This is a genomic window from Pseudonocardia aurantiaca, assembly GCF_039526725.1.
Taxonomy (GTDB): domain Bacteria; phylum Actinomycetota; class Actinomycetes; order Mycobacteriales; family Pseudonocardiaceae; genus Pseudonocardia; species Pseudonocardia aurantiaca.
In genome coordinates this window covers 105,323-131,304 of the sequence record NZ_BAAAJG010000009.1, presented here as the reverse complement: position 1 = coordinate 131,304, position 25,982 = coordinate 105,323, and the positions used below count along the sequence as shown (strand labels likewise).

Genomic DNA, 25,982 nt, shown 5'->3' with positions numbered 1-25,982 from the left:
CGTGACGTCGGGCCCCATGACGTTGGGCGAGGAGAAACGATGAGGCTGGCCACGATCCGGACGGCGACGGGAAACCGCGCGGTGCGCGTGGACGCCGACGCCACCGTCGAGACGGGTGAGGCCGACGTCCGCGCGTTGCCGGAGCGGCCCCCGCGGTACCTGGAGCACGGCAACCTGCTGGTCACGTCCGTGGCAGGGGTCGGCTAGTGCCGCAACACCTGCAGGCTCGAGGGAGAACGGTGACCGCAGGCGGCCCCCGGTCGCTGGCGAACACCCTGGCCTGGGCCGGTGACGGCGCCGCGCACCTGCGGGGGCTCATGACCCGCATGGGCGACGACGCCTTCGGTGCCGCGTCCACGCTCCCCGGCTGGAGCCGTGCGCACGTCCTGACCCACATCGCCCGCAACGCCGACGGGATGATCAACCTCCTGACGTGGGCGCGTACCGGCGTCCCGACCCCCGCCTACGCGAGCCGTGACGCCCGCGACAGCGCCATCGAGGCCGGGGCCGCGCGCTCGCCCGCCGAGATCCGCGACGACGTCGTGGAGTCGTCGGACCGGCTGGCGGTGGTGGTGCGCAAGATGCCGAAAACCGCATGGTCGGCGCACATCACCAACGTGCAGGGGCGGGAGATCCCGGCCACCGACATCGCGTGGATCCGGGCGCGGGAGATGTGGATCCACTCGGTCGACCTCGACGTCGGCGCGTCCTTCGACGACTTCCCGGCGCCGATGGTCACCGAGCTGCTCACCGACGTCGCCGAGGCGATGGCGGAGAAGCCGGACTGCCCGCCGTTGCTGCTCGTCGCACCCGACGGGACGGCGTGGAAGGTCGGCGACCAGGCCGCACCCACCACGGTGTCCGGGCCTGCGCCCGAGCTGGCGGCGTGGCTCCTCGGCCGGAGCAAGGGCCGCGGTCTGCGCGGCGACGCCGCCCGCAAGCTCCCCGCCCTCCCGCGCTGGCTTTAAGGAGCGCCCTGAACAACTCGGGCCTACTGCGCGACGCCCAGCCGGCGCCATCGCTGCGTTGTCGTCGGGCCCGATACAACAGCGGTATCGGGCCTCTCCTCCGCCTTGCGCTGCCACCACCTGGACGCCGCTCGCTACGGCCGGAGTTGTTCAGGACCCTCCTCGCCCCGCCGCGGCCGCCGCTGGCTCTGCACACACATACGCACCGGGCTCGGCCGTCGCGTGCGTCGAAATGGACCTGAGAGCGGTCCCAAGAAGATCGAACAGCTCTGGCGTGCACCTCACGGTTGGGCGACGGCGGGCTGGACGCGTATGTGTGTGCAGAGCCTGAGAGCTAGCCCGCGTTCCGTGCTTGTTCGTGGGAGGCTCCGGCCGTGCAGCCGACGCGGGCCGTTCCCGACTTCGACGCCGTCCGAGCCGAGTTCGCGCTCCCGGAGGCGTTCCCGCCCGACGTGCTGGCGGAGGCCGAGCGGGCGTCGGCCGAGCGCCCGGGGCCGGGGCCGGGGCGGTTCGACGCCACCCATGTCGAGCTGGTGACGATCGACCCACCGGATGCGAAGGACCTCGACCAGGCGCTCGGCGTCACCCGGCGCGGCAGCGGGTTCCGGGTGCACTACGCCATCGCTGACCTCGGGGCGGTGGTCGCGCCAGGCGGCGCCCTCGACGCGGAGGTGCGCCGGCGCGGGCAGACCGTCTACCTGCCTGACGGGTCGGTGCCGCTGCACCCTCCGGTGCTCTCGGAAGGCGCGTCTAGCCTGCTCCCCGACTGTTCCCGAGCGGCGGTGCTCTGGACGTTCGACCTGGACGAGGCCGGCGAGCAGACGGGCGTGGACGTCCGGCGGGCCGTCGTGCGGTCCCGGGCGCGGCTGGACTACGCGGGGGTCCAGGCCGACGTCGATGCGGGCAGCGTGCACCCGGCGGTGGCCGCGCTGCCCGAGCTGGGGGTGCTGCGCCGGGCGCACGCCGTGCGGCGCGGGGCGATCGAGCTGGAACTGCCCGAGCAGCAGGTCGTGCCGGACGGCGCGGGCGGCTGGACGGTGCAGGTGCGGCGGCGCCTCGACATCGAGGCGTGGAACGCCGAGATCTCGCTGCTCACGGGCATGGCGGCGGCCCGGATGATGCTGGACGCCGGCATCGGGCTGCTGCGCACCCTTCCCTCGCCGGAGCCCGAGGCGTTGAAGGCGTTCGTCCGCGCCGCGCGCGAGCTGGGTTTCGCCTGGCCGGACGGGGCGTCGGTGGCCGAGCAGTTGGCCGGCCTCACCGCGGCCGACCCCGCGGCGCTGGCCGTGCGGCGGGCGGCGACCGTGCTGCTGCGCGGAGCCGGCTACGCGGCCTTCGACCCCGCCGCGGGCCTTCCGGCCCCCGCGGACCCCCGTCACGGCGGCATCGGAGCGCCGTACGCGCACGTGACCGCCCCGCTGCGGCGCCTGGCCGACCGGTTCGGCTCCGAGCTGTGCCTGGCTGTTGCGGCGGGCGAGGAGCTGCCGGACTGGCTGCGGGCGGCGCTCCCGGCGCTGCCGGAGGCCATGTCGGCGTCGGACGCGCTGGCCGGGAAGGTCGACAGGGCCTGCGTCGACCGCACGGAGGCCGCGCTGCTCACAGCGCGGGTCGGCGAGGAGTTCGACGCCGTGGTGCTGCGGCCGGCGGGGCGCGACGGTGAGCCCGGTGAGGTCTACGTGCCGGACCCGCCCGTGCTGGCCCGCTGCACCGGGGCGCTGACGGCGGGGGCACTGGTGCGGGTGCGCCTGATGGAGACGGACCCGGCGACCGGCCGCATCGAGTTCGCCGCAGCCTGAGCCGCGCGCGTCACCGCAGCCAGGTGAGCACTCCTCCTGAGAGGGTGATGTTGTAAGGGTACCCTCATCGCTGCGGATGGTCCGCTGACTGAACGAAGGGGTCGGCCGGTGCGGTTCCGCTACGGCATCGAGCACGAGTGCGCGCTGTTGCACACCGACGGCCGGTTCGCCGACTACACGAACACCACGTTCGACGAGCTGCAGGCCGTGGTCGACGGCCTGCCCGAGGATCCGGCCGACTACCCGGACCTGCGCGTCGGCGACCAGGGCATCAAGCGCAAGCGCTGGTACGTCGAGGGCTACGAGCGGTTCGACGCCCGCGGCGGGCTGGTGCGCTGCGACCCCAAGGGCCTGGAGGTCCGCACGCGCATCCACGACTCCGTCGACGCCGCCGTCGGCGCGCTGCGGGCCGACATCGGCCGGCTCGACGCGGCGCTGGCGAGCACGGGGCTGCGCACCACCACGATCTCGTTCAACCCGCTGCGCTCGGAGTACATGATCGAGCCGCCGCTGAACGACTGGGAGCGCGAGCACCGGCTCGGCTCGCCCGAGGAGCGCACGGCCCACGTGCACATGTCGACGTACGGGCCCGACCTGAACCTGTCGTGTTCGGACATCGGGCCTGCCGACCTCGTCGACGCCGGGCGCAAGCTCACCTACTACAGCCCGTGGCTCGTGCCGCTGTCGTTCTCCTCGCCGTTCCGGGACGGGAAGCCGTGGGGCGGGCTGTCGGCGCGTACCGCGGTGCGCACCGGCAGGCGGCCGGCCGCTCTCGTCTTCCTGGCGGGGGAGGAGGGGCAGCTGCCTGCCGACCCGTCGCTGACGCAGGTGGCGCGCCTGCCCGCGGAGGTCGGGCGCGTCGAGTTCAAGGCGTTCGACTCCTGCCCCGAGCCGGCGCTCTACGGCGAACTGCTGAGCCTGCTCACCGGTCTCGTGCTCGACCGCTCGCTGCCCGGGCGCCGCACCACGCCGGACGCCGAGATGCACCGGCACGTGGCCCAGGCCGGGCTGACCGACGACGAGGTGCATGCGGGCACCGGCGACCTCCTCGACGCCGCGGAGGCTGCTCTCACGGGCCGCGCCGACGACCTGGCCCGGCTGGAGAGCCTTCGCGCGCGTTGGAAGCGCCGCGAGTCCCCGGCCACGGCGATGCTGGCGGCCTACGAGGCCGGGGAGCCCGTGGCGGGGTTGAGCCCGCGGGGGAGCCGTGTTTGACATGCAGTCGAAGGCGCCTAGTGAGCGGCAGCGAGACCGGCGAGGTGCTCGCGGTGGCCGCCGAGTAGGTCCCGAAGCCGGGAGGTCACCGCACGGGCGCGGCTTCTTGCCCCGCGCCCGTGCGGGAGGTCTAGCTGTAGGAGTGCTCGGAGTCCGGGTAGGTGCCGCCGCGCACGTCCTCGCCGAACCGCCTGGCTGCATCCAGCAGCACTGCTCCGACGTCGGCGTACTGCTTCACGAAGCGCGGCTTGCGCCCGCGGTTCATCCCGGCCATGTCCGACCAGACGAGCACCTGGGCGTCGCAGTCCGGCCCGGCGCCGATCCCGATCGTGGGGATCGTCAGCTCGCCGGTGACGCGCTTGGCGACGTCCGCGGGCACCATCTCCAGCACCACCGAGAACGCGCCTGCGGCCTGCAGGGCGAGCGCGTCCTCCACGAGTCGGTCGGCGGCCGCGCCGCGGCCCTGCACCCGATATCCGCCGAGCGCGTGCTCGCTCTGCGGGGTGAATCCGAGGTGCGCCATCACCGGGACGCCGGCCCCGGCGAGTGCGTCGACCTGCGGCGCGAACCGCGCCCCGCCCTCCAGCTTGACGGCGTGCGCGCCGCCCTCCTTCATGAACCGGAACGCGGTGGTGAGGGCCTGCTCGGGCCCGGTCTGGTAGCTGCCGAACGGGAGGTCGGCCACGACCAGCGCGGACTTCGCGCCCCGCACGACTGCCTTGACCAGCGGCAGCAGCTCGTCGGTGGTGACGGGGAGGGTGTTCTCGTAGCCGTAGACGTTGTTGGCCGCGGAGTCGCCGACGAGCAGCACCGGGATGCCGGCCTCGTCGAAGATCTCCGCGGTGTAGGTGTCGTAGGCGGTGAGCATCGCCCACCGCTCGCCGCGTTCCTTGAACTCCTGCAGGTGCGGGATGCGGACGCGCTTCGGGCGGGCCGCGCCGGACCGGTAGGGCGCCTGCAGTTCTGTTTCAGACATCGCTGTCCGTCCTCCCTCGAGGCCCATGGCGGGTCCCCGGGTCGTCAGGGTGCTGACGCAAGAAGCGTGACATCGGGGGCCGGTGCGATCACCGCCGTGGGACGAGGTTCACACGCCGGCTGGGCCGGCTGTGCCTCAGCGGCGTCACAGATGGTGCCTGGGCGCCGCGCAGTAGGCCCGAGCTTTTCAGCACCCTCCCAGCGCGCAGATCCGCTTCACCGTGCGCTTGCGTGGGGCGCTGGCATGCTGACCGCGTGCTCCCCCGACTGAGGCTCTCCGTCCTCGCGGCCGCCCTGTGCTCCGCCGCCCTGGTGCTCTCGGCGTGCTCACAGGCGGCCCCGCCCGCTCCGGCGCCACCCACGCCGACGCCGACGCCTGCCGAGCTGAACCGGTTCTACGACCAGGTGCCGCAGTGGGGAGCGTGCGCTGACTACGCCACGAGCGCCCAGGCCCAGCAGGCCTACGCCAACCAGGCGTTCGACTGCTTCAGCCTGACGGTGCCGCTCGACTACTCCGCACCCGCCGGACCGACCGCGAAGGTCGGGGTGCTGCGCCAGCGCGCCACAGGCCCCGACCGGATCGGGTCGCTGCTGTTCAACCCGGGCGGGCCGGGGGCCTCCGGCATGGAGACGGTGGCCTCGCTGGCGCCGGGGCTCGCCGAGGCCCCGCTCGGGCAGCGCTTCGACCTCGTGGGCTTCGACCCGCGCGGGGTCGGATCGAGCACCCCGACGCTCGACTGCCTGAACGACCCCGAATGGGAGGTCGAGCGCGCCGACCTCGACGTCGACCCGTCGCCCGCCGGCGTGCAGCAGACCGAGGCGGAGAACCAGCACTACGCCCAGCTGTGCACCGAACGCTCCGGCGGGCCGCAGGTGCTCGCCAACGCCGGCACGCGCGACGTCGTGCGCGACCTCGACATCCTGCGCGCCGTCCTCGGCGACCAGAAGCTCAGCTACCTCGGCTTCTCCTACGGCACGCGCATCGGGTCGTCCTACGCCGAGGCGTTCCCCGGGAACGTCAGGGCGCTGGTGCTCGACGGGGCGCTGGACCCGAAGCAGTCGACGATCGACCGGGTCGTGGCGCAGAACGCCGGGTTCCAGCACGCCTTCGACGCCTACGCCGCCGACTGCGCCCGGCAGCCGAACTGCCCCCTCGGCACCGACCCCGCCCAGGCCACCGCGCGCTTCCAGGCGCTCACCCGGCCGCTCATCGACGCCCCGGCGCGTGCCGAGGGCGGCGCCAGGACCCTCGCCTACCCCGATGCGATCACCGGGGTGATCCAGGGGCTGTACCTCTCCGAGTTCTGGCCCGTCATCTCCGCAGGGCTTTCCACGCTCGCGTCGGGCGACGGGACGACCCTGCTTCAGCTCGCCGACATCTACTACAACCGCGAGCCGAACGGGCATTACGGCAACGGCATCGAGGCGTTCAACGCCATCAGTTGCGTGGACGAGGAGCGGATCACCGACCGGGCGCAGCAGGCCGAGCTCATCCGGCGGGCCAACGAGGCAGCCCCGTTCCGCGACGACGGCCGCGGCGTCGTCGCGGCGCTCGACCCGTGCGCGTTCTGGCCGTCCCCGCCCACGAGTCAGCCACACGTGCCGCAGGTGCAGGGCCTGCCGCCCACCCTGGTGATCTCGACGACCGGCGACCCCGCCACCCCGTACCAGGCGGGCGTCGACCTCGCCCAATCCCTCGGCGGCAGCCTGCTGACCTTCGAGGGCAACCAGCACACGGTTGCGCTGCGGGGGGTGACGTGCGTCGACGACGCGGTGACGCGCTACCTCGTCGACCTTTCGGTGCCACCGCCCGGCATCGTCTGCCGGCCGGCCTGAGCGGTGGCGGTTGTTCAGGACCCCCGTAGGTAACATGCCTGTAACACGGCGTTCCTAGGCTCGGCGCCCATGGACCGCCAGCAGGAGTTCGTGCTCCGCACGCTCGAGGAACGCGACATCCGCTTCGTCCGACTCTGGTTCACCGACGTGCTCGGCTACCTCAAGTCGGTGGCCGTCGCTCCCGCCGAGCTGGAGGGGGCGTTCGCGGAGGGGATCGGGTTCGACGGGTCCGCGATCGAGGGCTTCGCGCGCGTGTACGAGTCGGACATGGTCGCCCGTCCCGACCCGTCGACGTTCCAGGTGCTGCCCTGGGAGACGTCGCAGGGCGAGCACTACTCGGCCCGCATGTTCTGCGACATCGCCATGCCCGACGGATCGCCCTCGTGGGCGGACCCCCGGCACGTGCTGCGTAGGGCCCTGTCCAAGGCGGGCGAGGCGGGCTTCACCTGCTACGTCCACCCCGAGATCGAGTTCTACCTGCTGCGCGACCTGCCCTCCGACGGGTCCCCGCCCGAGCCTGCCGACTCCGGCGGCTACTTCGACCAGGCGAGCCACGACGTCGCCCCGCACTTCCGGCGCAACGCGATCGAGACGCTGGAGTCGATGGGCATCTCGGTCGAGTTCAGCCACCACGAGGGCGGTCCGGGCCAGCAGGAGATCGACCTGCGCTACGCCGACGCGCTGACCATGGCCGACAACATCATGACGTTCCGGTACGTGGTGAAGGAGGTCGCGCTCACCCAGGGCGTGCGGGCGTCGTTCATGCCCAAGCCGTTCTCGGCGCACCCCGGCTCGGCGATGCACACCCACTTCTCGCTCTTCGAGGGCGACCGCAACGCCTTCCACGACCCCAACGACCCGTACGAGCTCTCCGAGACGGGCAAGGCGTTCGTGGCCGGCGTGCTCCGGCACGCGCGCGAGATGAGCGCGGTCACCAACCAGTGGGTCAACTCCTACAAGCGCCTGATCGTCGGCGGCGAGGCGCCCACCGCCGTGTCGTGGGGGCACGCGAACCGCTCGGCGCTGGTGCGGGTGCCGATGTACTCGCCCGGAAAGTCGTCCACGCGGCGAGTGGAGATCCGCACGCTCGACAGCGCCTGCAACCCCTACCTCGCTTTCGCCGTGATCCTCGGCGCCGGCCTCACCGGCGTGCAGAAGGGCTACGAGCTGCCGCCCGCCACCGAGGACGACGTCTGGTCGCTGACCGAGACCGAGCGCCGCGCGATGGGCTACGAGGCGCTGCCGCAGAACCTCACCGAGGCGCTCGGGGCGATGGAGCACTCGGAGTTGGTCGCCGAGATCCTCGGTGAGCACGTCTTCGACTTCTTCCTCCGCAACAAGCGCTCGGAATGGGACGGCTACCGCCGCCAGGTCACCCCCTACGAGCTCGCCACCTACCTCCCGGTGCTCTGACGCACACGGCCCGTGATCGCTGGGCATGATCATGTGCAACTTTCACTTCCCACCTTCCACCTGACACCATCTGCGATCGGCTGGTCGCCGAGAGTGGGAGTGGATGCGTGCGGAACGGATCGACGATCCGGAGACGGCAGCTCGCGCGCCAGCTCCGGCTGCTGCGCGAGCAGGCCGGGCTCACGATCGAAGCCGCGGCCCCGGCGCTGGACTGGTCGTCCAGCAAGCTGAGCCGTATCGAGAACGCGCAGCAGTTGGTCGACGTGCATGGCGTGCGCAGCATGCTCGACCACTACGGCGTCGGCGGTGAGAAGTGGACCGAGCTGATCGAGCTGACGCGTGAGGCGCGGCGGCCGGGGTGGTGGCGGGCGTACGGGCTGAACGACTACGGCTACGTGCCGCTGGAGGCCGAGGCAACGCTGCTGCGGGAGTTCATGGTGATGTACCTGCCCGGGCTGTTGCAGACCGAGGACTACGCGCGAGCGGTGTTCGACGCATCGGCAACGCGATGGACGGCCGAGCAGAAGGAGCGCGAGGTCACGGTCAGGATGATCCGTCAGAAGCGGCTGACATCCGACGAGGAGCCGCTGGAGCTGTCGGCGATCGTCGAGGAGACGGTGCTGCGCCGACCGGTCGGCGGGCCGGCCGTCATGCGCGCCAAACTGGAGCGACTGGTGGAGGCGGCAGCGCTGGACACCGTGACGTTCCACGTGCTCCCGACCGCGGTGGGCGCCCATGCCGGTATGGGCGGGGCGTTCACCCTGTTGAGCTTCGACAGGCTCGGTGAGCCGGACATGGCCTACGTCGAGCACCCGATGGGCGCGGTCCACCTGGAGAAGGACGAGGACGTCGCCCGGGCTAGGGTCGTGTTCGACCACCTCCGCTCGGCGGCGCTGGGTCCGGCCGAGTCCGTCGCCCTGGTCGAGGGGATGGCCGAGAAGCTCTAGTCGTCCCGAAGAAGGTGCCGATGCCCGCCTCGACCCCCTCCGCAGGCCTCGCTTGGCGGAAGAGCAGCTTCAGTAACGGCAACGGCGGCGGCGACGGCTGCGTCGAGGTGGCGTTCCTGCCCGGCGGCGGCGTGGCGGTGCGCGACACCAAGGACCGCTCGCTGGGTGTGCACCGGTTCACGGCGCAGGAGTGGGCCGCGTTCGTGGCGGGCGTGCGCGCGGGGGAGTTCGACCGGCCCTGAAAGTGGCTTTGCCGCAGCGGCGGCGGGCGGCACAGTCGTGCCGTGGAGATCGTCCTGCATGACAGCCCCGAGACGTTCGCGGCCGCTGCCGGCCCTGTGCTGCGCGCCGACCCACTGCGCCACACCGTCGTCCTCACCGTGCTCGACGGCATCCGCCGGGCCGGGCACGAGGCGGCCGCGCTCCTCACACTGCACGAGGCAGGGAAGGTGGTCGGGGCGGCCCTGCGCACGCCCGGGCGGCCGGTCCTCGTCTCCGCCGTGCCCGCCCGGCACGCGGCCGCCGCCGAGGAGGCGCTCGCTATCGCCGACCCGGAGCTGACCGGGGCAACCGGTCCGATCGCCGAGCTGGAGGCCTTCGCGGCGGCCCGCGCGGCCCGCACCGGTGACCGCACCGAGACCACGATGCGCACCCGCCTCTTCGAGTTGGACACGCTCACGCCGCCGACGGGGGTCCCAGGAGCGGCGCGCCGGGGCGACGAGAACGACGCCGACCTGCTGGCCGCCTGGCGGCTCGCGTTCGTCGAGGAGGACCACGGGGGGTGGCACGACCCGCTGTCGCCGCTCGAGACCGTGCTGAGCGGGTTGCTGCTGGGGTGCGCCGAGATCCTGTGGGAGGTCGGCGGGGAGCCCGTGTCGCACGCCGCCGCGCGACCGGTGGTAGCCGGGATGTCGCGGATCGGCCCCGTCTACACACCCCCTGAGCACCGCAACCATGGCTACGCGGCCGCGGCGACGGCGGCCGCATCGCAGTGGGCGCTCGACGCCGGCGCCGACCGGGTGCTGCTGTACACCGACCTCGCCAACCCGGTCACCAACCGGCTCTACCCGCGCCTGGGGTACCGGCCGGTGCACGAGGCGGCCGAGGTGCAGTTCGTCGCGTGAGGGCCCGGAGTCCACCACGTCCGGTCGAGTCGATCACCGGCTGCACCGCGTTGGTCCCGTTCGCGGACCGTGACGGCGCGGCCCCCGATACGAAACATTGTCGTCGCTCCGTGGCAAGACCATGGTGATGTTCTCGCCCGATGTAGGGCAGGATCCACGTCCGTGACGCGCACCGGAAGCTCGCTCGCGCGCCTGGGGCTCACTGAGCCCCGGGCGGAGTCAACGGTCACCGAGCTCGGCTGGTGGGCCGGTGACAAACCGGCCGAGGGCGCGGGTCCGATCATGTGGGCGCTGGCCCGCAGCCCCGACCCCGACCTCGCGTTGCGGGCGGCGGAGCGCCTGGTCCAGGCGGTACCGGACCGCGCTGACTTCGACGCCGCGCTGCGCACGGACCAGGTGTTTCGGGGGCGCCTGCTCGCCCTCCTCGGCAGCTCGACGGCGCTGGCCGACCACCTGATCACCCACCCCGACCGCTGGCACCGGCTCACCGCGTCGGCGCCGCCGCCGGGGGCTGCCGCCACCGCCGCCCTGCTGCGGGCCGTGGGCGCCGACCCGGACGGCCCGCCTGCGGGCGCGGCCGGTGGATCGCCCGCGACGCTCACGGGGGCCGAGGCGATCACCGCCCTGCGGACGGCCTACCGCGACGAGGTGCTGGTGCTCGCCGCCGCCGATCTCGCCGCGGTCGGGGAGCCCGAGCTGCCGGTGCTCGACGTCGAGGACGTGGCCGCGCAGCTCGCCGACCTCGCCGCGGCCGCGTTGCAGGCCGCGCTGGCCGTCGCCGTGGCCGAGACCGAGGTGGACCCCGGGCGGCTCGCCGTGATCTCGATGGGCAAGACCGGCGGCCACGAGCTGAACTACGTGAGCGACGTCGACGTCGTGTTCGTCGCCGAGCCCGCTGACCAGCAGACCACCCGGCTGGCCAGCCGGGTCATGCGCATCGCAGGGGAGGCGTGTTTCCAGGTCGACGCCAACCTCCGCCCGGAGGGCCGGCAGGGCACGCTCGTCCGCACGCTCGACGGGCACCTGTCCTACTACAAGCGGTGGGCCAAGACCTGGGAGTTCCAGGCGCTGCTCAAGGCGAGGCCGGTGGCGGGCGACCCGGAGCTGGGTGCCGCCTACGCCGAGGCCGTCGCGCCGCTGGTGTGGAGCGCGTCCGAACGCGACGACTTCGTGGCCGACGTCCAGGCGATGCGCCGGCGGGTGGAGGAGCACATCCGCCCCGACCACACCGACCGCGAGATCAAGCTCGGGCCGGGCGGGCTGCGCGACGTCGAGTTCGCGGTGCAGCTCCTCCAGCTCGTGCACGGGCGCACCGACGAGTCGCTGCGCTCGCCGTCCACGCTGCAGGCGCTCGCCGCCCTCGCCGACGGCGGCTACGTGGGGCGTGAGGACGGGGCCAACCTGGCCGCGTCCTACCGGTTCCTGCGCCTGCTGGAGCACCGCCTCCAGCTGCAGCGGATGCGGCGCACCCACCTCCTCCCCGCCCCCGACGACACCGACAACCTGCGCTGGCTCGCCAGGGCGGCGCGGATGCGTCCCGACGGGCGCCGCGACGTCGTCGGCGTGCTGGCCGCGGAGTGGGCGCACAACGCGCACCGCGTGCGCAGGCTGCACGAGAAGCTGTTCTACCGACCGCTGCTCACGGCCGTGTCGCGGCTGCCCGTCGACTCGGTGCGGCTGTCGGAGCAGGCGGCGGTCGCGCGGCTGGGTGCGTTGGGCTGGGCGTCGCCGGAGGGGGCCCTCGGACACCTGCGTGCGTTGACGTCCGGGGTGTCGCGGGCGGCGTCGATCCAGCAGACGCTGCTGCCCGTTCTGCTCGGTGAGCTTGCCCGCAGCCCCGAGCCCGACCGCGGGCTGCTTGCGTACCGGCGGGTGTCCGAGGCTCTCGCGACCACCCCGTGGTACCTGCGTCTCCTGCGCGACGAGGGGCAGGTCGCGGAGCGGCTGATGCGGCTGCTCGGCACGTCCGCGCTGGTCCCGGACCTGCTGGTCCGGGCGCCGGAGGTGCTGCGGCTGCTCGCCTCGCCCGCTGCAGGGCAGGCCGACGAGCTGCGCCGGGACCCGGCGGAGGTGGCGGCGTCGCTACGCGCGACGGTGGCGCGGCAGAACGACCCGGACGCCGCCGCCGCCAGCGCCCGCTCCCTGCGGCGCCACGAGATGCTGCGGGTGGCGTGCGGCGACCTGCTCGGCGTGCTGTCTGTCGAGGAGATCTGCGTGGCGCTGAGCGCCGTGTGGGTCGCGGTGCTGCAAGCGACGCTGGAGTCGGTCGAGAAGGCCATCGACGGGGGGCCGCCGCCCGCCAGGCTCGCGGTGATCGGGATGGGCCGGCTCGGCGGTGCCGAGCTGGGCTACGGCAGCGACGCCGACGTGCTGTTCGTCTGCGAGCCGGTAGACGGCGCGGAGGACCGCGAGGCCGTGCGGTACGCGACCACGGTTGCCGAGACCGTCCGTCGCAGGCTTGCCGCACCGAACCCGGACCCGGCGCTCGTCGTCGACGCGGATCTGCGGCCCGAGGGGCGCTCTGGGCCGCTGGTGCGCACGCTGGAGTCCTACCGCAACTACTACGCCCGCTGGTCGGAGCCCTGGGAGGCGCAGGCGCTGCTGCGGGCGAGCGCGGTGGCCGGTGACGAGGACCTGGGCAGGCGGTTCCTGCACATGGTCGACCCCATCCGCTACCCCGCCGACGGCATCGACCAGGCCACGGTGACCGAGATCCGGCGGATCAAGGCCCGGGTCGACGCCGAGCGGCTCCCGCGCGGCGCGGACCGCACCACGCACACGAAGCTCGGGCTGGGCGGGCTCGCCGACGTCGAGTGGACGGTGCAGCTGCTCCAGCTCCAGCACGCGGGCGACATCCCGGAGCTGCGCACGACCTCCACGCTCGAGGGGCTGCGGGCGGCGAGCCAGGCGGGCCTGCTGAGCGCGGAGGACGCGAACGAGCTGGCGGCGGGCTGGACGATGGCCACCCGCGCTCGCAACGCCGTCATGCTGGTCAAGGGCAAGCCGGGCGACCAGCTGCCCCGCTCGGGGCGCGAGCTGCTCGCGGTCGCGGCCGCGATGAGCTACCCGGCCGACGGCGACCCCGGCATCTTCCTCGACGACTACCGCCGCACCACCCGGCGCGCCCGCGCGGTGGTGGAGCGGGTCTTCTACGGCTGGTGACACTCATGATCACGAGAAGTGGTGTGGGAGCGACAGATCTGTCGCCCTCAAACCACTCCTGACGATCATGCAGCGGCGACGAGGGTTGCCTTGATCTCTGCCGCCACCTCCGCGGGCCTGCCGTTCAGGTCGTGCCAGGTGAACCGGAGCAGGTCCCATCCCGCGGCGGCGGGCTCACCACCCGCCCACAACCACGCGGCCCGGACCCGTGCCTCGTCGGTGCACTGGTGGCCGCCGACCAGGTCGACCCGCGGGTGCAGCTCCCGCCACGCCCCATTGCGAACCCGCCGCTGAACGGTGCGGGCACTCATCCCGAGCGCGACGGTCTGAGACAGCGCGATCACGCCCGCCTGCCTGCCAACCGTTCGCTGCATGGACACCGGCCAAGAATGGAACGCCGCGGCCCCGCCCCGGACCCGTTCGGCAGAACTCGTCCCCTTGATTGTCGGGAGTGGTGTCAACGCGTCAAATCTGTCGCTCTCTCACCACTCCTGACGATCAACGCCGGCCGCCTGCCAGGCACCCGCGGCGGCCCTGATCGGCCCGCCAGGGCACAGCCGCCGTCACGCGTGGGCGCGCAGGGCGTCCACGAACCACTCGAACGCCGGCACCGTCGGAGGGAACGGGTCCCATCCGTTGAGCACGCCGAGGAGCGCCCAGTAGCGCTCCACTCGCCGGTCGGAGAACGTCGCGGTCGTGTCCGCGAGTTGGTCGCGGGCGGCCGGGTCGGCGAGCATCTCGGGCGCCACGATCCGGGCGAGCACGGCCTGCCCCTCGGCCGAGCCGGGCGCGATCCCGGCGGCCAGGGCGCCGCCCGCGTGCTCCGCGACGGGTGCCGGGTCGTACTCGCGCGGACCGGGGCCCGCGTCCGAGCCGGTCACTGCCATCTCCCGCACCCTGGTTCGGAACTCCGGGTCGGAGACGAGCTCGGCGAGCTCCACCCAGGCCTCCACCTGCTCGGTGGTCGGGTCGTCGGGCAGTTCGGCCGGGAGGGTGCGCATGGCGGTGGCGATGCCGCCGCCGGGGGCGTCGGGGTCGGTGCCGGCGAATGCGGAGTCCACGAACTCGTCGATCATCCGCTGGCGCTCGGCGGCAGAGAGCCGGGCGAGGTCGTTCATCAGTGCTGCCTTCCGTGGAGTGGTGGCCCCGCGGGCGAGCAGCGTGCACACGGCGCGCTGCGTCCGCAGGGTGCGGATCTGGCTGTCGATGGCCCGCACGTGCGCCGCCGCCACGTCCTCGACGCTGCTTCGGCGTTCGAGGACGAGCCGCACGTCGTCGAGGCCGAGGCCCAGCTCGCGCAGCGTGCGCACGAGGTCGAGCCGGGCGACGGCGCGAGCGTCGTAGCGGCGGTAGTTGCCGTGCGACCGGTCCGTCTCGGGCAGCACGCCCTGGTCGGACCAGAACCGGATGGTGCGAACCGGCACACCCGACCGGCGCGCGAGCTGCCCGATCGTGAGCAGGGCGTTGTCGGTCATGCAGCCATCCTCAACTCTCCAGCCGGTGGAAGGTCAACGCCGATTTCCGAGGGTGCCAGACTGGGGGACGTGGGTGACGCCGAGTGACCGCACAAGCCACCGGGCAAGATGTTGTCGAGACGCTGCAGAAGGTGGTGGCCGACCGGCCCGGGGTGCTGCTGGCCGCGGTGCTCGCGCTGGTGGCCGTCACCTGGTCGCTGTCGTGGCGCTGGGCCCGCAGCGTGGTGACGATCGCGCACGAGGGCGGCCACGCGCTCGTCGCGGTGGTCGCCGGCCGCGGCCTGACGGGCATCCGGCTGCACGCCGACACCTCGGGGCTCACGGTCTCCACCGGCGCCCGCCGCGGGCCCGGGCTGGTGTTCACGTTCCTCGGCGGCTACCCGGCGCCCTCGCTCCTCGGGCTCGGCGGTGCGGTCCTCGTGGCCGCCGACCGGGCGGCGCTGATGCTCTGGATCGCGGTCGCGCTGCTCGTCGCCACGCTGATCCACGTCCGCAACGTCTTCGGTGTGTTCTCCGTGCTGGCCACCGGCGCGCTCGTCGGTGCGGTCGCGTGGTTCGGCGAGCCGCGGCTGCAGGACGGCTTCGCCGCGGCGCTCTGCTGGTTCCTGGTGTTCGGCGGGCTGCGCGCGGTGCAGGAGCTGCAGCGGGGCAGGCGGCGCGGCCACCACGGCACGTCGGACGCCGACATGCTCGCGCGGATCACCCCGCTCGCGGGCGGAATGTGGGCGGGCCTCTTCTGGTTACTGGCGAGCGTGGCCGTGATCATCGCGGCCTGGGTGCTGTTGTTTCAAGGACTAGGAGCGACGTGACTGACTGGAACCAGCAGATCATCGATGAGTTTCGCGCCAACGAGGGGCGCGTGGGTGGCATGTTCGAGGGTGCGCCGATGATCCTCATCCACCACGTGGGGGCGAAGTCGGGCACCGAGCGTGTCTCGCCGCTGGTGTACTTCGCCGAGGACGACGGCAAGATGGTGATCGTCGCGTCCAAGGGCGGGGCGCCGGAGAACCCCGCCTGGTACCACAACCTCAAGGCCAACCCGAAGATCGAGGTCGAGGTCGGCGCGCGAACGTTCCCCGTCCTCGTGGAGGAGATCACGGGCGAGGAGCGCGGCCAGGTCTGGCAGCGGGTCATCACCGAGCGGTCCGGCTTCGCCGAGTACCAGCAGAAGACCAGCCGCACGATTCCCGTGCTGCGGCTCACTCCGGCGGCCTGACGTTCGACAGGCAGGATTGTCCCCGAGATCAACGTCGACCCCGGAGGACCCAATGTCCGTCACGCTGGCCCAGGCCCAGACGATCGTGCGCGCGGCGCTCGAGCACGGCACCGAGCAGGGTTTCAACCCGCTGACGGTGGCCGTGCTCGACACGGGGGGAGCCGTCGTCGCGCTCGGCCGCCAGGACGGTTCCGGCTACCTCCGGCCCGACCTCGCGACGGCGAAGGCCTGGGGAATCCTGGGCATGGGCATCACGAACCGGGCGCTCGCCGCCCGCGCGGCCGACTCCCCGGAGATCTACACCTCCCTCGTCGCGCTGGCCGGCGGCAAGCTCGTCTCGGTGCCCGGTGGGGTGTTCATCCGCGACGCCGACGGCACGCTGCTTGGCGCCGTCGGGATCAGCGGCGACGCCTCGCTCAACGACGAGGCCGCGGCCGTCGCCGGCATCGCGGCCGCCGGGCTCGTGGCGGAGACCGGAGCGGAGGACTGAGCGCCGGCATCGCCGTCCAGCGCGCCGGAGCGGGCCTCGCCCTCGCGCTCGTGTCGGCCGTGACGTTCGGGCTCTCGGGTCCCTTCGCGAAGGCCCTGACCGACGCGGGATGGTCCGCCACCGGAGCCGTGCTGGTGCGGCTGGGCGGGGCCGCGGTGATCCTTCTCGTGGTCCTCGCGGTCGTGCGGCCCGGCGTGGTGGCCGCCATGCGTGCGGACGGGCCGGCCCTCCTCCTCTACGGCCTGCTCGCGATGGCGGGTGTGCAGGTCGCGTTCTTCAACGCGCTCCTCTATCTGCCCGTGGCGATCGCGCTGCTGCTGGAGTACACCGGCCCGATCCTCGTGATCGCCTGGGTGTGGGTGGTCCGGCGCCAGCCACCGAGCCCGCGCACGCTGGTCGGGGCGGCGGTCGCCCTCATCGGGCTGTCGCTCGTCGTGCAGGTATGGACGGGAGTCGAGCTGCGGTGGGAGGGGCTGGCCTGGGGTTTCGCCGCTGCTGTGTGCCAGGCGTCGTACTTCCTGGTGGCCGACCGGGCAGGCAGCAGCACACCACCGCTCGTGCTCGCGGGCGTCGGGATGTCGGTGGGTGCCGTCGTGGTGGCGCTCCTCGGGCTCGGCGGCGTGCTTCCCGTCGTGATCGACATATCCGCGACCGGGGTGCTCCTCGGCGGCGCCGACGTCGGCTGGCCGGTCACGGCGATGCTGCTCGTCGTCGTCTCCACAGTCATCGCGTACCTGACCGGCGTGGCCGCGGTCGCGCGGATCGGTGCGTCCCGCGGTGCGCTGGTCGCGCTGGTGGAGGTGGTGGCCTCGGCGGTGGCGTCGTGGCTGCTGCTCGGGCAGGTGCCCACGGCGGTGCAGGCCCTGGGCGGCGCGCTGATCCTCGCGGGGGTGGCGCTCACGAGTGCTGCCCGGCCCGCGGCGCTCCCGGCGGATCTGGAGGTCGTCCACTCCTGACTCCTTCGGGCATGCAGGTCTGACCCGGGTCAGCTCCGCCGGAGCAGGCGCTTCCACCAGGAGGTGCGCACCTGCGTCTCCGCGACGGCGCGCGTGGCCGGTGGGCGGGCCGGCGCCGACCGGGCGGCAGCCCACTGCTTGACGATCGAGGCGGCGTCCACAGGCCGCAGCGGGACCGCCGGCCCGGACGGTGCCCGCAGCCACTCGACGATCCGCTTGTTCAGCTCGGAGACGGCGGCCCGCACGGCCTGCTCGGTGGGCAGGTCACGGACCATCTCGGGCAGCCGCTCCGCCTCCTTGCGAAGCTGCAGCGGCGTGGGCAGGAGCGCGTCGGGGGAGAGGCCCTCGCGCTGCACGAACTGCCGGATCCACCAGTGCTCGTCGTCGGGGCCGTCCAGAGCGGCGAGCGGCTTGCCCTTGCCGGGCAGGTTGTCGAAGTCGCCGCGCTCCTGGGCCATGCGGATCTGCCGGTCGACCACCGACTCGTAGCGCGCCGAGTACGCGTCCGTCACGCTCCCGACGGTACCGGGAGGGTGGGTCAGGCGAACTCGTCGGCGAAGGCGGCCGAGAGCGCGTCCGCGATCAGGGCGGGCAGGTCGGGGCCGCCATCCTGCTCGGCCCACCGCATGAGGGCCACGTTCATGGCGGCGAGGCACGCGGCGGCGGCCACCCACGCCCGGAACTCGAGGTCGGGATCGGCCGGGTCGTCGCACACGGCGTCGACGATGGCCTTCTGCGTGGCGAACTGGCTGTCCCAGTGGCGGGCCCGCAGGGCCGGCGTGGAGATCATGAGCCGGACCCGGTCGAGGAACCCCTCGTCGCTGAGGTTCGCCGAGGCGTCCGCGGCTGTGTCGGCACCGGATCCGACCGCGATGCGTGCAACCTGCACCAGCGTGCTCCCGATCCGGTGGACCAGGGAGCCCGCCGCCGGTGTGGCGGCGATCTGCTCGGCGATCAGCCGGTCGTACTGATCGGTGAGCACCAGATCTTCCTTCGTGGGGAAGTGCCGGTAGAGGGTCATCGGTGAGACGCCGGCTGCGTGGGCGACGTCGGCCACGGTGGTGGAGTCGTAGCCGCGCTCGACGAACAGTCGCAGGGCGTGCGACTGAATCGCACGTTGGGTCTCCGCCCGTCGACGTTGTCGCAGGTCCACGCGCCTCGCTCGCCCCTATGGTGTGAACTACCGTTCTGGTAGTCTATACCACATTAGTTGCTACCGTCCTGATTCTTTCTAGCAGGAGGAGAGGCCAGGCATGAGGAGACTCACCGGTCGGACCGCTGTGGTCACCGGCGCTTCACGCGGCATCGGGCGGGCCATCGCCGAGCGCCTGGCGGCCGACGGCGCCCTGGTCGCCGTGCACTACGGCAGCAACCAGGCCGCGGCAGATGAGACGGTCGCGACGATCCAGCGAGCCGGTGGGAGCGCATTCGCGGTCGGGGCCGAGCTCGGCGACGACCAGGGCGTGGACGCGCTGTTCGCCGGGCTGGATGAAGGGTTGTCCGGGCGTCCACTCGACATCCTGGTCAACAACGCCGCCGTGCCGCCGGCCGGTCCGATCGACTCGAGCACCCCCGAGGAGTTCGACCGGATCTTCGCGGTGAACGTCAAGGCGCCGTTCTTCGTCATCCAGCGGGCGATCCCGCGGATGTCCGGCCGCGGACGCATCATCACGATCTCCTCCGTGGCCACCCGCATGGCCAACCCGACCCAGACGTCCTTCGCGATGGCCAAGGGCGCCGTCGAGACCATGAGCTTCACGCTGGCCAACGAGTTGGGTGCGCGGGGCATCACGGTGAACGCCGTGGCCCCGGGAGCCACGAAGACCGACGTCAACGCCGCGCTGTTCGAGCAGCCGCCGGGATTCGAGGCGTATCTGGCCTCGATGACGGCGCTCGACCGCCTCGGCCGAGCGGACGACATCGCCGACGCGGTCGCGTTCCTGGCATCCGACGACGGCCGCTGGGTCACCGGGCACGTCCTGGACGTCAGCGGCGGTATCCATCTCGGACCTCGCGTGCCGTCCCGCACCTGACGCCCATGGCGGTCGCGTTCGGTGGAGCAGCAGGCTGGGGGAGGATTGCCCCTCGTGACCGAGACGATCAGCAGCGCCGCCAACCCGCTGGTGAAGCGGATGCGGCTACTCGCCGACCGGAGGCACCGGCGCCGCGAGGGTGCCTTCGTCGTCGAGGGTGGCCAGCCGGTGTGGCGGGCGATCGAGGCGGGCTGGGAGATCGAGGCGCTGGTCGTCGCGCCGGAGCTGATCGGCGGCCCGGCAGCGGAGATGGTCGCGGAGCAGGAAGCGCGCGGGACGAGGGTGGCCCGGCTGTCCCGCGAGCTGTTCGTCCGGCTGTCGGACCGGGACGGACCCTCGGGGCTCGCGGCGATCGTCCGGGGCTCCGTCGCCGGGCTGGAGACGCTGGCGGTGGGACCGGAGTCGCTGTTCGTGGCACTGCACGACATCGGCAACCCGGGCAACCTCGGCACGGTCGTCCGCACCGCCGACGCCGTGGGTGCGTCCGGTGTGGTGCTGGTCGGCGACACGACCGACCCGTTCGCGCCGGCGGCGGTGAAGGCGAGCATGGGTTCGATCTTCGCCGTCGACGTGGTGCACGCCCCTGACCTCGACGCCTTCTTCGCCTGGGTGGAGCGGCGCGGGGTGCGGGTGCTGGCGACATCGGGTCGGGCCGAGGCCGCACACTGGGACTCCGACTACTCCACGCCCGCAGCGGTCCTGATGGGCAGCGAGGGCGACGGGCTGCCGGAGGGGGCCCTCGGCAGGGCCGACGCCCGTGTGCGCATCCCGATGACGGGCACGGCGGAGTCGCTCAACCTCGCCGTCGCCACGGGGTTGGTGCTCTACGAGGCCCGCCGCCACGCGGTCGCGTCCGCCGGCGACCCCGAGGGTAGGTAGATCAACCGCTGCTGGAACGCCCACGCCAGCGCGATCGCCACGACGGCGAGCAGCACCAGCCCGGCAACGATGCGCAACGCTGTAGCCAACACACATGCCAGGCAGCACGAATCCCAGCTTGCAGTTGCCCCTGATGACCGCGTGGCGCGCAGCCGTGAGCATGGGGAGTCAAGCGCGTTTTGCATCTTTGAACTGCCTGTTCTCGGAGGATTTCATGAGCACGACCACTCACGCGATCGCCGCCGCAACCCCGGGCGCCCCGCTTGCCCCAGCGACGATCCAGCGTCGTGACCTGCGCTCGGACGACGTGTTGATCGACGTCGCCTACGCGGGCATCTGCCACAGCGATATCCACCAGGTCAACCAGGAGTGGGGCACCGCGATCTTCCCGATGGTGCCCGGCCACGAGATCGCCGGCGTGGTCGCCGCGGTCGGCGCGGACGTCACGAGGTACCAGGTCGGCGACCGGGTCGGCGTCGGCTGCATGGTCGACTCGTGCGGCGAGTGCGAGTACTGCCTGGCCGGAACCGAGCAGTTCTGTGTCAAGGGCAACGTCCAGACCTACAACGCCGTCGGCTTCGACGGCGAGAACACCTACGGCGGCTACAGCCGCCAGATCGTGGTGAAAGACGCCTTCGTCTGCCGGATCCCCGATGGCATCGAGCTGGACGTTGCCGCTCCGCTGCTCTGCGCCGGCATCACCACCTACTCGCCGCTGCGCCGGTGGGGCGCCGGGCCGGGCAAGAAGGTCGCCGTCGTCGGCCTCGGCGGGCTGGGCCACATGGCGGTCAAGCTTGCGGTGGCGATGGGCGCCGAGGTGACGGTGCTCAGCCAGAGCCTCAAGAAGCACGAGGACGGCCTTCGCCTCGGCGCGAAGGACTACTTCGCCACCAGCGATGCGTCGACGTTCGACGTGCTCGAGCGCCGGTTCGACCTGATCGTCAACACCGTTTCGGCGAACCTGCCGGTCGACTCCTACCTTGGCCTGCTGCGGGTCGGCGGAGCGATGGTGAGCGTCGGCGCGCCGGGGGATCCGCAGTTCTACAGCGCCTTTTCGCTTCTCGGCGGGAACAACGTGCTCGCCGGGTCGATGATCGGCGGCATCGCCGAGACCCAGGAGATGCTGGACTTCTGCGCCGCGCACGGCGTCGGCGCGGAGATCGAGACGATCTCGGGCGACCAGGTCAACACGGCCTACGAGCGCGTCCAGAACAGCGACGTGCGCTACCGGTTCGTCATCGACGCCTCGACCATCGGGGCATGACAAGGTGGTCAGTGCCGAACCCGACGTCGAATCCACCGTGGAGGGTATATCCCCGTGATCAAGAAAAAGCTGGGTGAGCTGGAAGTCAGCGCGCAGGGACTCGGCTGCATGGGCATGAGCCAGTCCTACGGGGTGCGGGACAACGACGAGGAGTCGATCGCCACCATTCACCGGGCTTTGGAGCTCGGGATCACCTTCCTCGACACCGCGAACGTCTACGCCAACGGCGTCAACGAGGAACTGGTCGGCCGCGCCATCGCCGGCCGCCGGGACGAGGTGGTGCTCGCCACCAAGTTCGGCATCGTCTGGCGGGACGGTGGCATGGCCGCCCGCGGCGACGCCGCGTACGTCAAACAGTGCTGTGACGAGTCGCTCAGCCGGCTCGGCGTAGACCACATCGACCTCTACTACCAGCACCGCGTCGACCCGAACGTGCCCGTCGAAGAGACCTGGGGTGCGCTGGGCGAGCTGGTTGCCGAGGGCAAGATCCGGTACGCGGGCATCTCGGAGGCGAGCGCTGAAAGCATCCGGCGCGCGCACGCCGTGCATCCGGTGACCGCGCTACAGAGCGAATGGTCGCTGTTCACCCGCGGGATCGAGGACGAGATCCTGTCCACCTGCCGCGAGCTGGGCGTCGGCGTCGTGCCGTTCTCCCCGCTGGGCCGGGGTTTCCTGACCGGTGGGGTCCGATCGATGAAGGACCTGCCCGAGGACGACATGCGCCGCCGGATGCCCCGGTTCGCCGAAGGCAACTTCGAGAAGAACCTCAAGATCGTCGACGCCCTGCGCGAGCTGGCGGCGAAGAAGAACGTCACCGCCGGCCAGCTGGCACTCGCCTGGGTGCAGCACCAGGGCGACGACGTCGTACCGATCCCCGGCACCAAGCGGCGGAAGTACCTGGAGGAGAACGCCGCGTCCATCGACATAGCACTGTCCGAAAAGGAGATCGCCTCGGTCGAGGCGGCCGCTCCGGCGGACGCAGTCGCGGGTGCGCGCTACCCCGAGCAGCTCGCCCGCGCGGCCGGAAAGTGAAGGAACAGAGCAACAGGTACTAGGAGCGCGCTGAAAGCTCGGGCCTACTGCTCGCTACGGCCGGAGCTTTTCAGCACCCTCCCAGGACACCGGGAACGCGTCCAACAGCCGCTCCACCGCCTCCGCGTTCCCGGAGAGGCTCACCTCCTCGCGGGCGAGACCCTCGCGGACGGGTCCCCGGCGGTGTGCGGATCGGGTGGCGATGGTGCTGCACGTGGCCTCCTTCCGGCTGCTCGCCCTGATGCCCGAGCCCAGCCGGACCAGGCTGGAGACCAAGCCCGCCACCTGAGAATCTTGCGGTTCGCAGCGGCGAGGACATAGCGTGCCGACGTGACGCAGACGGGCCCGGGGGCCGGCGAGGACCTCGCCGCACGGCTATGGCTGGACCTGGGCTATGCCGTCAGCGCCGCGTGTCGGGTCTGAAGCGCGCTCCCTGCCCTTCACCCGAACGCCGCCCCCGGTAGGACACTTCCGTGCAGACCACCGCCACGCGAGTGGCAGCCGTCCCCGTCACGCTGCGTGGCGTCGACCGCGTGTTCGGCAGCGGCGATGCGGCCCACGTCGTCCTCAGCGGGGTCGACCTCGACGTCCCGGCGGGGGAGGTCGTCGCGCTGCTCGGGGCGTCCGGCTGCGGCAAGTCGACGCTGCTGCGCCTGGTCGCAGGCCTCGACCGGCCGAGTGCGGGTGAGGTGAACATCGACGGGGCCAGGGTCGACGGGATCGAGCCCCGGGCGGCCGTCGTCTTCCAGGAACCCCGGCTGCTGCCGTGGCGCACGCTCGCTGAGAACGTCGCGTTCGGCCTGCCGTCCGGCGGGTCGCGCGAGACGAGGCGCGCCCACGTGGCGCACGCGCTCGACACAGTCGGGCTCGCCCCGTTCGCGGGATACCGGCCGCGGGCAGTGTCGGGTGGGATGGCCCAGCGCACCGCGCTCGCCCGCGCGCTGGTCCGCCGCCCCGGCGTGCTGCTGCTCGACGAGCCGTTCGCCGCGCTCGACGCGCTCACCCGCCTGCGCATGCAGGACCTCGTCGACGACCTGCAGCGCACGTCGGGCGCCACGGTCCTGCTGGTCACCCATGACGTCGACGAGGCGCTGCAGCTGGCCGACCGGGTCGTCGTGCTGGCGCCCCACCCGGACCGGGCTGCGGGCGCAGGCATCGCCCACATGCTCGACGTGCCCGGCGCGCGCCCGCGCGACCGCGCCGACCCCGTGCTCGCGGCCCTGCGCGTCGAGCTGCTCGACCGGCTCGGCGTCCCGCGCCACCGCCCCCACCCCGCCTGACCTCCCCGTGATCCGGAGACCGTGATGACCCGTGCCCTGCCCGTACTCGCCCGGATCGGCGTGCTCGCCGCGTCGGTGGGCGTTCTCGCCGGCTGCGTCGCCGGCGAGAACGCCGACGGCTCGGTCGGGGCTCCTGCCGCGTCGGGCGTACAGGTGCGCCTGGACTACGCGTACTACAACCCCGAGAGCCTCGTGATCAAGGAGCAGGGCTGGCTGGAGCAGGAGCTCGGCCCGGGCTCGGTCGAGTGGGTCCAGTCGTCGGGCAGCAACAAGGCCAACGAGAACCTGCGCGCCGACGCGATCGACATCGGCTCCACGGCGGGCACGCCCGCGCTGCTGGCCAGGGCGAACGGCTCCCCGATCCGGGCGATCGACGTCTTCAGCCGGCCGGAGTGGTCCGCCATCGTGGTGCCGGCCGACTCGGCGATCACCAACCCCGCCCAGCTGCGCGGGCAGAAGATCGCGGCGACGCAGGGCACCGACCCGTATTTCTTCCTGCTGCAGACCCTGGCGAGCGTGGGGCTCTCGGCCTCCGACGTCGAGATCGTCAACCTGCAGCACTCCGACGGCAAGCTCGCGCTCGAGCGCGGTGACGTCGCGGCGTGGGCGGGTCTCGACCCGTTCATGGCTCAGACGGAGCTGGAGGCCGGTTCCAAGCTGATCTACCGCAACCTCGACTTCAACTCCTACGGGCTGCTCGACGCGAACGAGAAGTTCCTGCAGGAGCACCCGGACGTCGCGCAGGTGGTCGTGACGGCCTACGAGCGGGCCCGCGCCTGGATCATCGAGAACCCCGAGGCGGCCGTTCAGACCCTCGCCACAGCGGCGAGCATCAGCCCGGACATCGCCCGCCAGCAGCTGCTCACCCGCACCAAGCTCGACATCGACCCGGTGCCCGGCGAGCCGCAGCGCACCGTGCTGACCCGCCTGCTGCCGCTGCTGGTGAAAGACGGGCTGGTGCGATCGGAGCAGGAGGCGCAATCGGCGCTCGAGACGCTCTTCGAGCCCCGCTTCGCCCAGGAGGCCCGGGGCACCACGTCCGCAGGGGCGGCGGCCGGGTCGTGACGCTCACCGATCCAGACACGGGGACGGCCGGCCATGTCGCCTCGGCGCCGCCGCAGGACGCCGCGCCGCGCTGGACCGGCCGGCTGCGCTCGGTGGCCGGCTCGGTGCTGCTCGGCCTGCTCGTCCCGGTGCTCTTCGTGCTGTTGTGGCAGGTGCTGGCCACGTCGGGGGAATTCTCCCCGTCGCAGCTGCCGACGCCCGGGGCGGTGGTGGCGGCGCTGGTGGAGCTCCTGACCCGCGGCGAGCTGTGGCTGCACATTGCGATCAGCACGCAGCGGGTGCTCCTCGGGTTCGCGGCGGGCGCGGGGCTCGGCCTCCTGCTCGGCGGCGTGGTCGGGCTCTCGCGGCCGATGCGGGCGTTGCTGGGGCCGTCGATCCAGGCGCTGCGTTCGGTGCCCTCGCTCGCGTGGGTGCCGCTGCTGCTGCTCTGGCTGGGCATCGGCGAGACCCCGAAGATCACACTCGTCGCTATCGGCGCGTTCTTCCCGGTCTACACGACCGTCTCAGCGGCGCTGGCGCACGTCGACCGCCACCTCGTCGAGGTCGGCCACGCCTACGGGCGGGCGGGGGTGCGGCTGTTCCTGCAGGTCCAGCTCCCCGCGATCGCCCCGGGCGCGCTGGCGGGGCTGCGTCTGGGCCTGGCCCAGGGCTGGCTGTTCCTGGTGGCCGCCGAGCTGATCGCCTCCTCGGTCGGGCTCGGGTTCCTGCTCATCGACAGCCAGAACACCGGCCGCACGGACATCCTCCTGCTCGCGATCGTGCTCCTCGCGGTGGTCGGGAAGATCACCGACGGCCTGCTGGGCCTGGCCGAGCGCCGGTTGCTGCGCCGCTGGAGCTGAGCGCAGCCGCACGCACG

Annotated in this window: 27 protein-coding genes; 21 read left to right on the top strand and 6 right to left on the bottom strand. The window is 72.4% G+C overall.

Going from position 1 to position 25,982, the window contains the following annotated elements; all coding sequences use genetic code 11:
- Nucleotides 1–39: 39 nt before the first annotated feature.
- The 4 genes from ABD143_RS15430 to ABD143_RS15415 all read left to right on the top strand — a co-directional run bounded on the left by ABD143_RS15430 (nucleotide 40) and on the right by ABD143_RS15415 (nucleotide 3,979).
- Nucleotides 40–207, top strand: coding sequence for a hypothetical protein (locus tag ABD143_RS15430; RefSeq protein ID WP_343977807.1), 168 nt, complete (start codon nucleotides 40–42; stop codon nucleotides 205–207).
- 32 nt (nucleotides 208–239) lie between these two features.
- Entirely contained in the window at nucleotides 240–968 is a 729-nt protein-coding gene (locus ABD143_RS15425) for a maleylpyruvate isomerase family mycothiol-dependent enzyme (protein WP_343977804.1), read from the top strand.
- A gap of 374 nt (nucleotides 969–1,342) precedes the next feature.
- Nucleotides 1,343–2,764 carry an RNB domain-containing ribonuclease gene (locus ABD143_RS15420; RefSeq protein ID WP_343977801.1) on the top strand — a complete coding sequence of 474 codons (1,422 nt, stop codon included), beginning with the start codon at nucleotides 1,343–1,345 and terminating at the stop codon, nucleotides 2,762–2,764.
- 108 nt (nucleotides 2,765–2,872) lie between these two features.
- The gene (locus tag ABD143_RS15415; protein WP_343977798.1) at nucleotides 2,873–3,979 is read left to right on the top strand and encodes a glutamate-cysteine ligase family protein; all 1,107 of its coding nucleotides are present in this window, start codon (nucleotides 2,873–2,875) and stop codon (nucleotides 3,977–3,979) included.
- Nucleotides 3,980–4,109: 130 nt separating this feature from the next.
- On the opposite strand, the gene panB is transcribed toward ABD143_RS15415, so the two are convergent.
- Complete coding sequence (gene panB / locus ABD143_RS15410; RefSeq protein ID WP_343977795.1) at nucleotides 4,110–4,955, bottom strand: 3-methyl-2-oxobutanoate hydroxymethyltransferase; 846 nt, start codon at nucleotides 4,953–4,955, stop codon at nucleotides 4,110–4,112.
- Between the two features lie 254 nt (nucleotides 4,956–5,209).
- On the opposite strand from panB, the gene ABD143_RS15405 reads away from it, so the two are divergent.
- The 6 genes from ABD143_RS15405 (at nucleotide 5,210) to ABD143_RS15380 (ending at nucleotide 13,436) form a co-directional block, all read left to right on the top strand.
- Nucleotides 5,210–6,790 (top strand): alpha/beta hydrolase, encoded by a 1,581-nt coding sequence (locus ABD143_RS15405; RefSeq protein ID WP_343977792.1) that lies wholly within the window; start codon nucleotides 5,210–5,212, stop codon nucleotides 6,788–6,790.
- Nucleotides 6,791–6,859: 69 nt separating this feature from the next.
- Nucleotides 6,860–8,203 (top strand): type I glutamate--ammonia ligase, encoded by a 1,344-nt coding sequence (gene glnA / locus ABD143_RS15400; protein ID WP_343977789.1) that lies wholly within the window; start codon nucleotides 6,860–6,862, stop codon nucleotides 8,201–8,203.
- Between the two features lie 107 nt (nucleotides 8,204–8,310).
- On the top strand, nucleotides 8,311–9,150 hold the full coding sequence (locus tag ABD143_RS15395) for a helix-turn-helix domain-containing protein (protein ID WP_343977786.1): 840 nt from the start codon (nucleotides 8,311–8,313) through the stop codon (nucleotides 9,148–9,150).
- 20 nt (nucleotides 9,151–9,170) lie between these two features.
- Complete coding sequence (locus ABD143_RS15390) at nucleotides 9,171–9,392, top strand: DUF397 domain-containing protein (RefSeq protein WP_343977783.1); 222 nt, start codon at nucleotides 9,171–9,173, stop codon at nucleotides 9,390–9,392.
- Nucleotides 9,393–9,434: 42 nt separating this feature from the next.
- A complete protein-coding gene (locus ABD143_RS15385) occupies nucleotides 9,435–10,274 on the top strand; it encodes a GNAT family N-acetyltransferase (protein ID WP_343977780.1) in 840 nt (279 codons plus the stop codon).
- A gap of 162 nt (nucleotides 10,275–10,436) precedes the next feature.
- Nucleotides 10,437–13,436 (top strand): bifunctional [glutamine synthetase] adenylyltransferase/[glutamine synthetase]-adenylyl-L-tyrosine phosphorylase, encoded by a 3,000-nt coding sequence (locus ABD143_RS15380; RefSeq protein WP_343977777.1) that lies wholly within the window; start codon nucleotides 10,437–10,439, stop codon nucleotides 13,434–13,436.
- A gap of 65 nt (nucleotides 13,437–13,501) precedes the next feature.
- On the opposite strand, the gene ABD143_RS15375 is transcribed toward ABD143_RS15380, so the two are convergent.
- Entirely contained in the window at nucleotides 13,502–13,816 is a 315-nt protein-coding gene (locus ABD143_RS15375) for a hypothetical protein (RefSeq protein ID WP_343977774.1), read from the bottom strand.
- A 183-nt stretch (nucleotides 13,817–13,999) separates the two neighbouring features.
- Entirely contained in the window at nucleotides 14,000–14,911 is a 912-nt protein-coding gene (locus ABD143_RS15370; protein ID WP_343977771.1) for a helix-turn-helix domain-containing protein, read from the bottom strand.
- An 83-nt stretch (nucleotides 14,912–14,994) separates the two neighbouring features.
- Between ABD143_RS15370 and ABD143_RS15365 the strand changes: the two genes are divergently transcribed.
- From ABD143_RS15365 to ABD143_RS15350, 4 genes are read left to right on the top strand one after another with little or no spacing between them, the layout of a single operon-like run.
- The gene (locus ABD143_RS15365) at nucleotides 14,995–15,720 is read left to right on the top strand and encodes a M50 family metallopeptidase (RefSeq protein ID WP_343977768.1); all 726 of its coding nucleotides are present in this window, start codon (nucleotides 14,995–14,997) and stop codon (nucleotides 15,718–15,720) included.
- On the top strand, nucleotides 15,717–16,127 hold the full coding sequence (locus ABD143_RS15360) for a nitroreductase family deazaflavin-dependent oxidoreductase (protein ID WP_343977765.1): 411 nt from the start codon (nucleotides 15,717–15,719) through the stop codon (nucleotides 16,125–16,127). Before ABD143_RS15365 ends, ABD143_RS15360 begins: the two co-directional genes overlap by 4 nt.
- Before the next feature lie 52 nt (nucleotides 16,128–16,179).
- Nucleotides 16,180–16,617 carry a GlcG/HbpS family heme-binding protein gene (locus tag ABD143_RS15355; protein WP_343977762.1) on the top strand — a complete coding sequence of 146 codons (438 nt, stop codon included), beginning with the start codon at nucleotides 16,180–16,182 and terminating at the stop codon, nucleotides 16,615–16,617.
- Nucleotides 16,614–17,573, top strand: a complete 960-nt coding sequence (locus ABD143_RS15350) for an EamA family transporter (RefSeq protein ID WP_343977980.1) — start codon at nucleotides 16,614–16,616, stop codon at nucleotides 17,571–17,573. Before ABD143_RS15355 ends, ABD143_RS15350 begins: the two co-directional genes overlap by 4 nt.
- Nucleotides 17,574–17,602: 29 nt before the next feature.
- On the opposite strand, the gene ABD143_RS15345 is transcribed toward ABD143_RS15350, so the two are convergent.
- The gene (locus ABD143_RS15345) at nucleotides 17,603–18,085 is read right to left on the bottom strand and encodes a DnaJ family domain-containing protein (protein WP_343977759.1); all 483 of its coding nucleotides are present in this window, start codon (nucleotides 18,083–18,085) and stop codon (nucleotides 17,603–17,605) included.
- Between the two features lie 26 nt (nucleotides 18,086–18,111).
- Nucleotides 18,112–18,726, bottom strand: coding sequence for a TetR/AcrR family transcriptional regulator (locus ABD143_RS15340; RefSeq protein WP_343977756.1), 615 nt, complete (start codon nucleotides 18,724–18,726; stop codon nucleotides 18,112–18,114).
- Between the two features lie 100 nt (nucleotides 18,727–18,826).
- Between ABD143_RS15340 and ABD143_RS15335 the strand changes: the two genes are divergently transcribed.
- From ABD143_RS15335 to ABD143_RS15320, 4 genes are all read left to right on the top strand, one after another.
- Nucleotides 18,827–19,606 carry an SDR family oxidoreductase gene (locus ABD143_RS15335; RefSeq protein WP_343977753.1) on the top strand — a complete coding sequence of 260 codons (780 nt, stop codon included), beginning with the start codon at nucleotides 18,827–18,829 and terminating at the stop codon, nucleotides 19,604–19,606.
- A 54-nt stretch (nucleotides 19,607–19,660) separates the two neighbouring features.
- On the top strand, nucleotides 19,661–20,485 hold the full coding sequence (locus ABD143_RS15330; protein WP_343977750.1) for a TrmH family RNA methyltransferase: 825 nt from the start codon (nucleotides 19,661–19,663) through the stop codon (nucleotides 20,483–20,485).
- 214 nt (nucleotides 20,486–20,699) lie between these two features.
- Nucleotides 20,700–21,749, top strand: coding sequence for an NAD(P)-dependent alcohol dehydrogenase (locus ABD143_RS15325; protein ID WP_343977746.1), 1,050 nt, complete (start codon nucleotides 20,700–20,702; stop codon nucleotides 21,747–21,749).
- A gap of 108 nt (nucleotides 21,750–21,857) precedes the next feature.
- Nucleotides 21,858–22,781 (top strand): aldo/keto reductase, encoded by a 924-nt coding sequence (locus tag ABD143_RS15320; RefSeq protein ID WP_343977977.1) that lies wholly within the window; start codon nucleotides 21,858–21,860, stop codon nucleotides 22,779–22,781.
- 54 nt (nucleotides 22,782–22,835) lie between these two features.
- Here the strand turns inward: ABD143_RS15320 and ABD143_RS15315 are convergent, their stop codons facing one another.
- A complete protein-coding gene (locus tag ABD143_RS15315; RefSeq protein WP_343977743.1) occupies nucleotides 22,836–23,066 on the bottom strand; it encodes a hypothetical protein in 231 nt (76 codons plus the stop codon).
- A gap of 188 nt (nucleotides 23,067–23,254) precedes the next feature.
- Here ABD143_RS15315 and ABD143_RS15310 point away from each other — a divergent pair, with 188 nt between their 5' ends.
- Genes ABD143_RS15310 through ABD143_RS15300 form a run of 3 tightly spaced genes read left to right on the top strand, consistent with a single transcriptional unit; the run spans nucleotide 23,255 to nucleotide 25,965 of the window.
- On the top strand, nucleotides 23,255–24,061 hold the full coding sequence (locus tag ABD143_RS15310) for an ABC transporter ATP-binding protein (protein ID WP_343977740.1): 807 nt from the start codon (nucleotides 23,255–23,257) through the stop codon (nucleotides 24,059–24,061).
- Between the two features lie 24 nt (nucleotides 24,062–24,085).
- Nucleotides 24,086–25,126, top strand: a complete 1,041-nt coding sequence (locus ABD143_RS15305) for an aliphatic sulfonate ABC transporter substrate-binding protein (protein ID WP_343977737.1) — start codon at nucleotides 24,086–24,088, stop codon at nucleotides 25,124–25,126.
- Nucleotides 25,123–25,965, top strand: a complete 843-nt coding sequence (locus ABD143_RS15300) for an ABC transporter permease (protein ID WP_343977733.1) — start codon at nucleotides 25,123–25,125, stop codon at nucleotides 25,963–25,965. Before ABD143_RS15305 ends, ABD143_RS15300 begins: the two co-directional genes overlap by 4 nt.
- Nucleotides 25,966–25,982 lie beyond the last annotated feature (17 nt).

Bases quoted from the DNA above. Each gene is read 5' to 3' on its own strand.
- ABD143_RS15430 (WP_343977807.1), top strand. From the start codon at position 40: ATGAGGCTGGCCACGATCCGGACGGCGACGGGAAACCGCGCGGTGCGC.
- panB (WP_343977795.1), bottom strand. From the start codon at position 4,955: ATGTCTGAAACAGAACTGCAGGCGCCCTACCGGTCCGGCGCGGCCCGC.
- glnA (WP_343977789.1), top strand. From the start codon at position 6,860: ATGGACCGCCAGCAGGAGTTCGTGCTCCGCACGCTCGAGGAACGCGAC.
- ABD143_RS15390 (WP_343977783.1), top strand. From the start codon at position 9,171: ATGCCCGCCTCGACCCCCTCCGCAGGCCTCGCTTGGCGGAAGAGCAGC.
- ABD143_RS15370 (WP_343977771.1), bottom strand. From the start codon at position 14,911: ATGACCGACAACGCCCTGCTCACGATCGGGCAGCTCGCGCGCCGGTCG.
- ABD143_RS15355 (WP_343977762.1), top strand. From the start codon at position 16,180: ATGTCCGTCACGCTGGCCCAGGCCCAGACGATCGTGCGCGCGGCGCTC.
- ABD143_RS15335 (WP_343977753.1), top strand. From the start codon at position 18,827: ATGAGGAGACTCACCGGTCGGACCGCTGTGGTCACCGGCGCTTCACGC.
- ABD143_RS15325 (WP_343977746.1), top strand. From the start codon at position 20,700: ATGAGCACGACCACTCACGCGATCGCCGCCGCAACCCCGGGCGCCCCG.
- ABD143_RS15320 (WP_343977977.1), top strand. From the start codon at position 21,858: ATGGGCATGAGCCAGTCCTACGGGGTGCGGGACAACGACGAGGAGTCG.
- ABD143_RS15305 (WP_343977737.1), top strand. From the start codon at position 24,086: ATGACCCGTGCCCTGCCCGTACTCGCCCGGATCGGCGTGCTCGCCGCG.